Annotated in this window: 10 protein-coding genes; 6 read left to right on the top strand and 4 right to left on the bottom strand. The window is 68.0% G+C overall.

The genetic code is table 11. The features are described from left to right. Positions 1–4 precede the first annotated feature (4 nt). From AZC_RS22665 to AZC_RS22640, 6 genes are all read left to right on the top strand, one after another. Positions 5–1,291 carry a lipopolysaccharide biosynthesis protein gene (locus AZC_RS22665; protein WP_012172943.1) on the top strand — a complete coding sequence of 429 codons (1,287 nt, stop codon included), beginning with the start codon at positions 5–7 and terminating at the stop codon, positions 1,289–1,291. Positions 1,292–1,428: 137 nt separating this feature from the next. Beyond that, positions 1,429–3,549: a GumC family protein gene (locus AZC_RS22660; protein ID WP_012172942.1), complete on the top strand. Its 2,121-nt coding sequence runs from the start codon at positions 1,429–1,431 to the stop codon at positions 3,547–3,549. Between the two features lie 148 nt (positions 3,550–3,697). After that, complete coding sequence (locus AZC_RS22655) at positions 3,698–4,681, top strand: polysaccharide biosynthesis/export family protein (RefSeq protein ID WP_244421757.1); 984 nt, start codon at positions 3,698–3,700, stop codon at positions 4,679–4,681. A 110-nt stretch (positions 4,682–4,791) separates the two neighbouring features. Continuing rightward, positions 4,792–5,610, top strand: a complete 819-nt coding sequence (locus AZC_RS22650) for a WecB/TagA/CpsF family glycosyltransferase (RefSeq protein WP_043879766.1) — start codon at positions 4,792–4,794, stop codon at positions 5,608–5,610. Beyond that, complete coding sequence (locus tag AZC_RS22645; protein WP_148209897.1) at positions 5,607–6,992, top strand: hypothetical protein; 1,386 nt, start codon at positions 5,607–5,609, stop codon at positions 6,990–6,992. The genes AZC_RS22650 and AZC_RS22645 overlap by 4 nt, the downstream gene beginning before the upstream one ends. After that, positions 6,961–7,812 carry an FkbM family methyltransferase gene (locus AZC_RS22640; protein ID WP_043879765.1) on the top strand — a complete coding sequence of 284 codons (852 nt, stop codon included), beginning with the start codon at positions 6,961–6,963 and terminating at the stop codon, positions 7,810–7,812. The genes AZC_RS22645 and AZC_RS22640 overlap by 32 nt, the downstream gene beginning before the upstream one ends. Positions 7,813–7,823: 11 nt before the next feature. Here the strand turns inward: AZC_RS22640 and AZC_RS22635 are convergent, their stop codons facing one another. From AZC_RS22635 to AZC_RS22620, 4 genes are all read right to left on the bottom strand, one after another. Beyond that, on the bottom strand, positions 7,824–8,768 hold the full coding sequence (locus AZC_RS22635) for an IS481 family transposase (RefSeq protein WP_012169461.1): 945 nt from the start codon (positions 8,766–8,768) through the stop codon (positions 7,824–7,826). Positions 8,769–8,912: 144 nt separating this feature from the next. Further along, positions 8,913–9,947, bottom strand: a complete 1,035-nt coding sequence (locus tag AZC_RS22630; RefSeq protein ID WP_081434162.1) for a glycosyl hydrolase family 18 protein — start codon at positions 9,945–9,947, stop codon at positions 8,913–8,915. Further along, positions 9,881–11,296 carry an exopolysaccharide biosynthesis polyprenyl glycosylphosphotransferase gene (locus AZC_RS22625; RefSeq protein ID WP_012172936.1) on the bottom strand — a complete coding sequence of 472 codons (1,416 nt, stop codon included), beginning with the start codon at positions 11,294–11,296 and terminating at the stop codon, positions 9,881–9,883. The genes AZC_RS22630 and AZC_RS22625 overlap by 67 nt, the downstream gene beginning before the upstream one ends. Positions 11,297–11,514: 218 nt before the next feature. Continuing rightward, entirely contained in the window at positions 11,515–12,540 is a 1,026-nt protein-coding gene (locus AZC_RS22620; protein WP_043879764.1) for an AI-2E family transporter, read from the bottom strand. Positions 12,541–12,605: the final 65 nt, after the last annotated feature.

Genomic DNA, 12,605 nt, shown 5'->3' with positions numbered 1-12,605 from the left:
CGGCATGATGGCTCTTCGATCCCTTCTGCGGCTGGCCCTCTCGCACTGGGCCTATGCCGCCGCGCTTGTGGTACGCGGGCTTGAGCTTGTTGGAAAGCTGGGCCTCTACATGCTGGCGGCGCGTGTGCTGGGCGCGCACGATGCCGGCCTCTTCTTCCTGTGCATCACATGGGTGGGCCTCATCTCCACACTCGCCCGCGGCGGGTTCGAGAAGGCGATCATGCGCCACATGGCGGCGGAACTGGCCCTTGGCCGCGTCGCGGAGGCGCATCGGGCGCTATTCGGCGGCGTCGCCAGCGCTTTCGCGGGCGGGGCACTGGCCACGCTGTTCACCCTGCTGCTCGCCCAGCCGCTCTCCACCCATGTGTTCGGCCAGCCGGAGCTTGGCCCGTCCCTCGCTCTGTCGGCAGCGGTGATCCTCCCGCAGACCCTGTGCATCGTCATCGGGCACGGCCTCTCCGGCCTCAACCGGGGCGTGGCCAGCCAGTTCGTGCAGAACGGGCTGTGGCCGGTCATCACGCTCGCCACCGTGGCGGCCGGAGTCCAGTCACTGGATGGCATGCTGCTGGCGCTCGCCTTCGCCAATGCGGCGTCCACCGCCTGCGGTGTTGCGCTGATCCTGACCCACCGCCACACGCCGCCGTCCGAGGACGAAGCGCAGGCGCCGGATGCCCTGCCGCCCCTGTGGCGGACGGCCTTCCCGCTCGGCATGGTGGAGGTGGTGCAGGTTTCGCTGAACTCCATTCCGGTGCTGGTGCTCGGCGTCTTCGCGCCGCCCTCGGATGTCGGCGCCTTCAGTGTGGCGAGCCGCATCTCCATGCTGATCTGGGTGGTCATTCTGTCCATCGGCACCATCGCGGCCCCGAACTTCGCCAGCCTGCACCGGATCGGCGCCTGGGATCGCCTGCGGGCGCTGAACCGGCGCGTGCGGCTGGTGGTGGGGCTGTGCGGCCTGCCGGTGATCGCGGCGATGATGCTCTTTCCCACCTTCCTGCTGCATCTCATCGGCCCCGGCTTCGAGATGGCGCGGCCGGCGCTGCTGGTCATGAGCGTCGGCCAGTTGGTGAACTGCCTGCTGCCCTGCCAGGACATCCTGCTGGCCATGACCGGCCACGGCGGCGTCCTGCGCTGGCTCAATGCGGGCCAGCTCGCCACCTGCTGCCTGCTCGGGGCGGTTCTCATCCCCCTCTATGGTATGATGGGGGCTGCGGCCCTGACGGCGCTCTTCATCGCGCAGGGCGCCATCGGCACCACGCTCGCGGCGCGGCGTCTTCTGCCGCGCGCGGTCTGAGAGGGCGGCGCCGGACAAGGCCGGCTTGTTAAGGTTTTTCGGCTTGTCTCGCGTGGGGGTACGGGCGTCGGGGCAGGGGCCGGACCGGAAGGGTTTGATCGCGGCTCGCGGTATCGCGTCCACGAAGACCGAGGAAGATGATGATTTCTGGGCACGCCGGCGAACTGGAGAACAAGGCGCCAACCTCGTGGGCCGAAGGCCGGTCCGCGGCCTTCACCATGCGGGATTTCTGGACCGCCGCCTTCTTCCACCGCCGCGTCGTCCTGCTGGCCGCGCTGCTGCCCATCCTGGTCGGCATTTTCGCCTGCCTCGTCACCAAGACCGAATACACCGCCTCCAGCCTCCTGCTGGTGATGGTGAACCGGGAGGTGGCGACCCAGAACGTGACGGACAGCGGCCCTTCGGTGCTCTCCATCGAGGGCCTGAAGCAGGTCGAATCCGAGGTCCAGATCATCGAAAGCGCGGACGTGATCCGCGACGCCATCGCCCAGATCGGCCTTGAGCGCCTGTTCCCGCCGGGCCGGCTGTCCTTCCTGCGCGACCTGGTGCCGAGCGGGATCAGTCCCATGGACCGGGCCATCGAGCGCTTCCGCAAGAACATGCGCACGACGGTGCTGTCGGGCTCGAACATCGTCCAGGTGAGCGTCTCGAACCCCAACCGGGATCTCGCCATCGAGGCCACGGATGAGCTGGTGAAGGCCTATCTCGCCTATCGCCGCAAGATCTTCGAGAACCCTACCGCCAACATCCTCATGGTCGAGGTGGAGCGCTTCAAGCGCGACCTCACCGCCACCGACAACGAGATCGAAAGCCTGAAGCGCAAGGCGGGGGTCATCGACTTCGCCCAGGACGCGGTGCTCGCCGCGAACCAGGTGGACGGCATCGTCCAGCGCCAGCGGCAGGTGGCCGAGCGCAAGGTCGCGGTGGCTGCCCAGCTGGAAAAGGCCGAGCAGGAGATGCAGGCCCTGCCGGAGACGGTGTTCGACTTCGCCCAGAAGAGCAATGCCTCCGGCAATGACGACGACCGCAACATCCTGACCCGCCTCCTCGTGGAGCGCGACCGCCTGCTCTCCCAGTTCACGCCCTCGAGCCCGCAGGTGCGCGAGGTCGAGCAGAAGATCGACACGGTGCGCAAGACCATGGGCGCGCCGGACCCGCGCCTCTATGCGACCAACCGCGACGTGCGCAATCCGGCCATCAGCTACATGAACAACATGGTGCTGAGCCTGCGCGTGGAACTGGACGCCCTGAGCCGGCAGGAGGCCGAGCTCAACGAGCAGAAGCAGCAGGCGCAGGGACGCGTCGCCACCCTCCAGGGCGTGGAGACGCGCCTCACGGAGCTGAACCGCCAGCGCGAGACGCTGAGCGAGGGCTATCGCGAGTATCTGCGCCGGGCGGTGGCCGCCAATGTGGAGGAAACCGCCTCCAAGGTGCGCGCCTCCAACGTGCGCGTGGTGGAAGCGGCGGGCGCCGCCGTGACCAGCCGCAGCATGGCCCTGCCGTTCCTCGCCGCCGGTGTGTTCGGCGGCCTGCTGTTCGGCGCCGCCGCCGGCGCCATCGCCTCCGCCCTGCGGACCGGCTTCATCACCCCCATGGAGGTGGAGCGGCTGCTCGGCCTGCCGACCCTCGCGGAGTTCGCGGACGGGCGCGCGCCCTTCCAGACGGTGGCGGCGGAAACCGCCATCGGCGGGCTCGCGACGCTGCTCCTCGATTCCGAGCTGGATGGGCGGCCGCTGCGGGCTTTCCATTTCCTGTCGCAGGAGCGGCATCCGGATGTGCCCGTCTTCTGCCAGCGGCTGGCGGAGGAATTCGCCATCCAGCGCGGCCTGCGCACCTTGCTCATCGACCTGTCCGAGCCCGCCGGCGCGCACCGCGCCGATGACGGCGTGGAAGCGCGCGGCGGGCTCACCATCGCGCGCACGCCTGTGCCGCTGCTATGGTCTGTGGCCGACAGCGAGCGCTCTCCGCTCCTCAGCGTGCGGCTGCCCATGGTCGAGGGGCAGCGGATGATGAAGGAACTGGAGGACCAGTTCGACGCCATCATCATCTCTTCCTCCGCTTCGGTCGCATCCTCGGTGAAGCACCGCCTCAACCGGCTTGTGGATGCCAACATCCTGATTGTGCGCGCGGAGGAGACCCGCAAGGCGGCGGCCCTGCGGTTGCGGGCTGACGTGCTCGAGAGCGGCGGCGTCCTCATGGGCTTTGTCTTCATGGGCCGCAAGTATTACGTGCCGGGCTGGATCTACCGCATTTCCTGACACTTAAGCGCTCATTAACCATGGGGATTTAGGTTCGGTTTACCAAGATCGGACCGGCGATTCCCTGCTTGGCGATCCGTACCGCGGCCAGCGGCGCGGATCGCGACTGTGTAACCGGGCGGGCCGATCCTTCGTGAGGAGCCCTGCCATGTCCGTTCCCTTTTGCGGAACGCCCGAGGTCGAGACGCATGCCGCCGGTGCCGGCCCGCTGCGCGCCGGCCGCCGGTGGACCATGGGACCGGCACTCCTCGCCGCCGGGCTGGCGCTTGCCGGCTGCACGACCACTTCCACCAATTCCCCCCAGACCGCCATCGCTCCGCCCCCGGCGACCTATGCGAGCTATGCCGGCGCCGCCATGGGAATCGCGCCGCCGGACGGCAGCGCGCCCATGGCCTATGCGGGCGCGCCGCCGGTCACCAACGAGAGCGGCCAGACGCCCTTTGCGACCGGCCAGAACATCTCCTTCTCCCAGGTGAACCCGCAGGGCTTCCGCCCGTGGACGAATGTCCCGTCCGTGTACCGCCTCGGTCCGGGGGACAAGCTGAAGGTGAAGTATTTCGTCACCCGCGACATGGACGAGGACATCACCGTCGCGCCCGACGGCACCATCGCCCTGCGCTCCACCGGTCAGATGCGCGTGGAGGGTATGTCCCTCGCTGCCGTGCAGGATGCGGTGCGCCGGGCCTCGCGCAACGACCTGACCGACCAGCGCGTGACCGTCGCGCTCGAGGATGCGGTGTCGGCGCGGGTGTTCGTGGGAGGCATGGTGGCGCGTCCCGGCTCCTATCGCCTGAGCGACATGCGCGTGAGCGCCCTGCAGGCCATCCTTCTGGCCGGGGGCTTCACCGACGAGGCAAGACTCGGCCAGATCGCCATCATCCGCCGCGGCCCGAACAACGAGCCCATGCTGCGCACCGTCAACGTGCGCGACGTGATCGAGACGGCCTGGGACGAGGGCAACGTGCCGCTGATGGCGGGCGACATCATCTACGTGCCGCGCAGCTCCATCGCCGAACTGGACCTGTGGATCGACCAGTTCATCAACAAGGTGGTGCCGTTCCAGCGTTCCTTCAGCTACACGCTCGGCAGCTACACCACGAACACCACCGGCGGCACGACGGTCATCCCGTGACCGGACGCCGCCGGAGAGCGAATGGCGATATTCGGACCTGAATTCGCGCGGTTGCAGTGCTATACCGCCCTGTGTGCGATGGCTGTGCGAAGGGAGCGGGCGAGCAGGACATGGAGCCGCTGACGGACATCTCCCGTCCGCTGCCGCCGGTGGCCGAGACGGTCTTTCTCGGAGTGCCGATCTCCCGTCTCGATGCCGCTGAGGCGGCGGCGCTCATCGCCGCACGCGGACCCGGCGTGCCCTTCGCTTATGCGGTCACGCCCAACGCCTCCCATTTCAACCTTCTGGGCGAGATCCGGGATGCCCGCTTCCAGGACGTCTATGACCATGCCTGGCTGCGGCTCATGGACGGCAAGGTGCCGCGCGCCTTTGCCCGCAAGGTCTTCGGCCTCGATCTGCCCCACTGTGCCGGCAGCGACCTGACTGAACTCCTGTTCCGCGACCATATCCGCCCGGACGATGCGATCACGGTGATCGGTGGCGGGGAGGCGTTGCGGCGCCGGCTGGTGGAGCGGTTCGGCCTCACGCGGCTGGCGGTTTATGATCCGCCAATGGGGTTCATGGAACAGCCCGGCGAGGCGGAGGCCTGCGTCACCTTCGTGCAGCAGCATCCGGCGCGCTACGTCTTCTTCGGCGTCGGCTCCCCGCGCGGGGAATATCTGGCGCGGATGGTGCAGCAGGCGGGCGCCGTGGGCACGGGCCTGTGTGTCGGCGGCTCCCTCAACTTCCTCACCGGCCTCGTGAAGCGCGCGCCGATGGTGTTCCGCACCTTGGGCGTCGAGTGGCTCTATCGCCTGCTGCGTAATCCCGTGCGCCATGCCCGGCGGGTGTTCATCGACTCCATGCCGCTACTCTGGATGGTCGCCAAGGCGAAATGGAATCCGGGCGCCTATGGCATGGCCCCGACCCGGCAAAGGGGTGCGCCATGAGCGCCGCGATGCCCGGAGCGCAGCGGCGGCTGGTCATGCCGCTGCATCGCGCGGAGCGGATGAGCACGTCGCCGCCGCTGGTCGGCGAGCGCTTCCCGCCGGTGATGACGTGGATGGTGCTGCTGGTCGTGCTGCCGCTGTTCGGCCAGTGCTTCTATTATCTCGCAGAGCTGCCGCCGCCCTACATCCTGTCCAAGGCATGGCCGGTGCTGATGGCGCCCGTCGCCATCTGGGCGATCGCGCGCGTGCCGCTGCCGGCGAAGGGCGGCTATGTGGCTCTGATGGCCTACATGATGGGCCTGACGCCGCTCATCTCCATGATCAAGCTCGGCAACGGCCTGTTCGACGCGCTCACCACGACGGTCAAGGTCTGGCCTTTCAGTTATTATTTCGCGCTGGCCGGCGTGCTGGTGTGGCTCAATCCGGAGCCTGGACGGCTGCGACGCATCGTGCTCGCGCTGGGCTACGGCACCTTCGGGGCCATGCTGCTGCTGTGGATGGTGGCGCCCGCCTCCTGGTACACGAGCGACCCCTCCAAGGGAAAGCTCATGCTCTATGAGCTGGAGCGCGGCTATCGCATCTACATGCCGATGTTCTTCGGTGTGATCGTGCTGTTCTTCCTCACCCGCACCTTCATGCGCCGGCCCTCCTTCTGGCCGGCGGTGGGCGTGCTGGTGGGCATTGCGCTCGAGTTCTACATTTACAAGCAGCGGGCCTCCATCGGCGCCGCCCTGGCGGTGGTGGGCTGGGGCGTGCTCGCCTCCCTGCCCGCCCGCTGGCGCCGGATCCTCGCCGCCACGGCGGCCATCGTCGTCCCGGCTGTGGCGGTCCTCGTCCTGCTCCTCTTCGCCGACAAGGTGGAGACCTGGCTCGGCGGCTCGCTGTCGGTGCGGCAGAACTCCTTTGCGCTCGCCACCGGCTATCTCGGCAGCGACGTGATGAACTGGCTCTTCGGCGTCGGCGCCACCACCCGCTTCAGCACCGTGACGCTGGCCGACATCTTCGGCAACGCGCAGTTCTATATTGCCGACATCGGCTGGGTGGGCGTGGTGTTCGAATATGGGCTCGTGGGCGCCCTGATGCTGTTCGGCCTGCATGTGTGGGGCTATGTGGAGTTGCGCCGGCTGGCCCGGCGCAACGGCGATCCCTTTGCCCATGCGCTGGCCGACTACGTGCTTTTTCTCATCGTCACGTCGGCGGTCTATTCCCTCGTCTTCACACCGGGCGAATTCGCCACCGTGATGGCGCTCGCCGCCTATCTCGGCCACCGCGCGGGACGGCCGGTGGCGCCCCAGGGGACGGGGCACGTCTTCATCCGCACCGCGCCACGGCGCATCATTGGAAAACGGCATGCTGCGACGGCTCAAGCGACTGTTCTCTGAACCGGCCTTCAAGGAGGCTCCGCTGGCGGTTCTCGGACGCGCCGCCCAGTGGGCGGTCTGCGCCCCGCTCGGCATCCGCCCGGCCTTCAGCCTCGTGCCCGGCGGCGGCCGGCTGCGCGTGCCGGCGGACTTCCGCTACACCTCCGTCTCCGCCTTCCTGCTGCGGGACCAGGTGGAGCCGGAGCTGCGCTATATCCAGAAGTTCGTGCGGCCCGGGGACATCTTCATCGACGTGGGCGCCAATATCGGCCTCTTCACCGTCAAGATGGCCCCCACCGCCGGGCGCGTCGTGGCGGTGGAGCCCGGCAGCACCGCCGGCAGCCTGCTGGCCGACAATGTGGCCCTGAACCACTTCAGCAACGTCGCCATCGTGCGCAAGGCGCTCTCCGACAGCGTGGGCGTCGCCTCGCTTCATCACAATCCGCTGGGCAACGATCCGCAGGCCTTCTCGCTGGTGAGCGACGGCAGCGATGCGGAGACCGAGCAGGTGCCGATCACCACGCTCGACGTGATGGTGACGGAACAGCGCCTCGCCCGCGTCGACTGCATCAAGATCGATGTGGAGGGCGCAGAGGGGCAGGTGATCGCCGGTGGCATGGACACTCTGCGGGCCTATCATCCGGCGGTCATCTTCGAGATGAACTGCCCGACGTTGCTGAAGGCGGGAGGCGATCCCGCCGCCGCCTGGAACGCCTTGCAGGGGCTCGGCTACCGCTTCTTCCGGCTGGCGGAGGATGGCGCGCTGCTGCCGCTCGCCAGCCGCCCCGGCGCCTTCTGCAACGTCGTCGCCCTGCACCCGGAAGGACGCCCGGTCGCCTGAACGGGCGCTGTCTAGATGTCGTTTCCAAGAAGGTTGTTCAGCCTTGTCCATGGGCTGAGGCCGTTATGAGCGGAGTGGGGCCGGTTGAGATTGTAGGTGTCGATCCAGCCCGGCATCGCTTGGGTCCTCTGACGTGAGGAGGTGTACGGGACGGCATAGGCCCATTCGCGCAAGGAGGTCTGGATGAAGCGCTCGGCCTTGCCGTTGGTGCGCGGGGTATAGGGCCGGGTGCGGACGTGACGGACGCCGGCAGCGCGGAGCAGATCGCGGAAGTCATGGCTCTTGTAGGCGCTGCCGTTGTCGGTCATCAGCCGGGCTGTGACGACGCCGTGGCGGGCAAACCAGCCGAGCGCGCGGGCGGTGAATGCGCAGACGGTGCCCTTCTTCTCGTCGGGCAGGACTTCGGTGTAGGCAAGGCGAGAGGCATCGTCGATGGCGACGTGGAGGCATTCCCAGCCGGTACCACGCCTGTTGCTTTGCCTGGTTCTGTCGCCGGTGATGCGGTGGCCGATGCCGTCGATGCGGCCGAGCTTCTTCGTATCCATGTGGATGAGTTCGCCCGGCATAGCCTTCTGGTAGCGGTTGGCGGGCCGCTTTTCATCGAGGGCGGCGAGCCGGGAGAGGCCGATCCGGCGCAGGATGGCTCCGACGGTCGAGCGGGCCAGGCCGAGGCTGTGGGCGATGGCAGGGCCGCTCAGGCGCTGCCGGCGCAGGGCTTCGATGGCTGCCACAGTCTCGCCCGACGTGGCGCGGGGCTTTCGGCCGGGCGCCGAGCTTGCATCATGAAGGGCCGCTTCGCCGCCCGCCCGAAAGCGGGCCAGCCATTTGTAGGCGGTGCGGACCGAGATGCCGGCGGCCCCGGCCGCGTCGGCCGTACGCCAGCCTTCCACCGTGATCCGCTGCGCCAGAAGGACTCGACCGTGGAATGTCATGCGGGCATGCTTGTGGATGTTCATCCGGGTGCTCCGGTCAGGACTTGTTGGCTTCGCAACCCAAGCCTCTCACCCAAGCCCCGGATGAACAACCTTCATAGCTTCGACATCTAGAGCGCGATCCGACCAGATGGAACCGCCAGCGTTTCAATGTGCTCGGATCCGGCTCTAAGGCACAGACGCGAAGCAGTCGGCGAGGCGCAGTGCGACGCAGGTTGCGGTGGACAGCGCCCGATAGTCCGGATTGTCCGGCCCCGGCGGGCCGGGCGGCGCGAGGCGGAGCCCGTAGAGCATGGCGCCCGCCTGCGGATCGCTCTCCACTGAGCGGAGCATGCGCACGGTATAATCCAGTGTGAAGCGTGGCCCGCCCGAGGTGCCCGGCTGCACCTGAATGCCGAGTGCCAGTGGCCCCTTGTAATAGGCCCGATAGGCGCGCAGCGCCTCGTCCGGCCGATAGCTCGGCCCGGCGTCATAGGACATGATGGTCACGAGATCGAGCGACTGGCCGGCGGGAGAGCGCAGCATGGCCAGCATGGAGCCGGTCCACGGGCTGCGGGGGCGGGCGGAGACGAAGTTCCCCTCGCCATAGGCCCCGACGCTCCAGCCCGCGGCGGCGACGACGAAGGGCGGGGGCAGCGCCGCGCGGATCGCCTCCACCACCTGCACTGACAGGGCATCGCTGGAACACTGGATGCGGCCCGACGGCAGCGCCGCGCAGCCCGGCTGGCCGGTCTCGTAATCGATGTCCACGCCGTCGGCGCCGAGGTCGCGGACGAGGCGCACCAGCGCGTCCACATTGAGAGCGTCCCAGCGCAGATAGGTGGAGCCGCCCACCGAAAGCAGCACCCGCATGGCCGGATGCCGGGCCTTGAGGAGGGCGATGGAATCCTTCAGGACGGCGCCGGAATAAGGATATTGGAGGCCGGTGGCGGAGAGATCGAGCCCGCCCGGATAGACGAGATCCGGCTTCACGAAGCTCAGCGCCACGTGGGTGTAATAGCCCGGAAGCCGCGCGATCGAGGTTTCCTCCGGCGTCGTGGCCGGCGTCTCGGACCAACTGGTGTGATAGGCGAGAAAGGGGCGTCCCGGCTCCGCTTGCGCCGGCAGCAGGCCGGCCAGCAGGGCGAGGAGCGGCGTCAGAAGACGGACGGCCCGGCGAGGCCCCGCGTGATGGTCAGCAGCATGATCCTGATGTCGAACCATATGGACCAGTTCTCGATGTAATAGAGGTCGAGCTCGACCCCCTGCTCGGCCTTCTCCACCGTGTGGATGCCGCCGCGCATGCCGTTGATCTGGGCCCAGCCGGTGATGCCCGGCTTGACGCGATAGCGCTCCACATAGCGGTCGACGGCTTCATAGCGCACGTTGGACGCCACCCGCATGTTTGGCACATGCGGACGCGGCCCCACAATCGACATCTCGCCGCGCAGGACGTTCCAGAGCTGCGGCAGTTCGTCGATGGACAGGCGCCGCAGGATGGCGCCCACCCTGGTGATCCGGGGATCGGTCTTCACCGTGCCCGCAGAGCCGTCGTCCTGCGGATCGGTGCGCATGGTGCGCAGCTTGTAGCAGTTGAAGATCTTGTTGTTCAGGCCGACGCGCGGCTGGCGGAACAGGACGGGGCCGGGGGAGTCGAGGGCGATGGCGATGGCGGCCGCCAGCAGGATGGGCGCGGTGAGGATGATGCCGATGACGGCCACCACATAATCCTCCACCGTCTTCAGCAGGCCGAGCGAGCCCTTGAGCGGGCGCTGCTGCACTTGCAGCGTTTCCTGCCCGCCGATCTCCACGAGGCGGGCGGAATGGAGCATGAAGCCTTCCGGCTCCAGGTCCACCACCACATCGGCGGCGATCCGGTACATCTGGTCGGCCAGCGCGCTGATGCGCCGGGCATCGTCCCACGGCTCGACGATGGCCACGAGATCCACCGGCTCGGATTTGGCGAGGGCCAGAAGATCGGCCACGCCCCCGCGCAGGGGCGGGTCGTCCGCGTCGGGCGGGGCGGCATCGGGGCGGGGCGCCTGGGACGAGGCCTCGAAGATGCCGATGAATTCGACGAGATCGCTGCCCTCGTCCGCGCGGCACCTGGCAATGAAGGCCCGCGCCCGCTCCCGCTCACCGATGAGCGCGATCCGCCGGCGCAGCAGGGCTTTTCGGCTGACGATCGCCATGCCGGGGCGCACGAGGAAGAGCCGCCCGGCCATCAGCGCGATGAAGGTGATGATCGCCCAGGCGAGCAGATCGCGCCAGGTGCGGTTCAGCGATCCGCCCACGGCCACATCCACCGCCACGACGACGACCATGGCGGGCACGAGGCCGATCACGATATGGGACATCTGCCGCAGCAGGCGGGTGTAGTGCTCCACCCGGTAGGCACTGCCCACCCGCAGCACCTGCACGAAGACGAGCGCGCCGATGACGGCGAAGACGATGTGCCGGCTGAGCGGCCCGAGCTGCCAGCCCGCATAGGCGATGGCGCTGGCCATGGCGATCATCGCGAGGTCGCAGATGATCACCAGCCGCCTGATCAGGCCATGGGTCCACCGTGTCATAGCCGCATCATTCGCAACGAATGCCCACCGCGTCGATCAGAAGGCCCTTCTGCGCAAGCCGGGAAGTCCCGTCAAGGGATCTTACCCTTCAGGGTTACCGCCTGGCCGGAAAGGGCAGTGCCCCGCCCGTGCGCGAGAATGTCTTGTGTCCACAGGCGTTGTGGCCACGTCCAAGCTTGCGCGCGTCCCTCTGCCGCCCCGCCGGAGGGACCGGGAACTCACCCCGCCTCCGGCGCCCGGCCGGAGAAGAGGTCGGCGATCCAGCGCGTGCCGGTGCCGTGGGCGCAGAAGGTGAGGGCGGCGATCACCAGCGGCACGCCGATGAAGGCGCCGGCCAGACCCCACAGGAAAGACCAGAAGAAGACCGCGAACAGCACGAGGAAGGGCGAGATGGCGAGCGTCCGTCCGGCGATCCGCGGCTCCAGATAGCTGCCGGAGACGAACTGCACCACGTTGAGCACGACGAAAACGAAGAGGGCCATGCGCCAGCTCTCGAACTGCACGAGCGCGAACACGGTCGGCAGCAGCGTGGCGGTGAAGGGACCGATGACGGGGATGTAGTTGAGCGCCAGCGCGATCACGCCCCAGGCGGTGGCCAGTTCCATGCCGGAGGCCAGCGTGAAGCCCCAGACCAGAATGCCGGTGGCAATGCTCATGAGGGTGCGGACCCACATATAGGTCTGCATCTTGCTTGCGATGTCAGCGCCCGAGGCCATGAGGAAGGCGCCATAGCGCGGCAGGCGCGCCACCTGCCGGACGAAGATGTCCGCTTCCAGAAGCCCGAACACCACGAAGACGGCGGTGACGACAAGAAAGCTCGCGAGGCTGTTGGCCCGGGCGGAGATTTCCTGCAGCGCCCGCAGCAGCCAGCGCACATTGAAATGGTCGGCCACCGAGCCGGCGAGCAGGAAGCCGTGGCCCTCCAGCCAGTCGCCCGCCTGCGCATAGATCGCCTGAAAGCGGCCGGCATTGGCGAAGGTCCATTGCGCCACGTGGCTGAAGCCCCAGACCACCATGCTGACGATGGAGCCGATCACCGCCAGCGTGAGCAACAGCGTCAGCAGGGAGGCGAGACCGGTTCCGATCCGCTGTTCCAGCCGGCGCTGCACGGGCCAGACGACAGCGATGACGAAGATGGCGAAGACCACCGGCGCAAGGATCACCTGCGCGAGGGACACGGCGGCGGCGAGCACCACCGTCGCGATGAGGCCAATGAGGATCTTCTGTCCCTTGAATGCGTCCATGCCTGTCCCCGCCCCTGTGGCCACATGGTGGCCCGAAAGCCACCGTCGGGGAAGGCGCGGTCGCG

This window comes from Azorhizobium caulinodans ORS 571 (assembly GCF_000010525.1).
In the GTDB taxonomy this organism is placed as follows: domain Bacteria; phylum Pseudomonadota; class Alphaproteobacteria; order Rhizobiales; family Xanthobacteraceae; genus Azorhizobium; species Azorhizobium caulinodans.
This window is presented reverse-complemented; position numbering and strand designations above follow the sequence as displayed.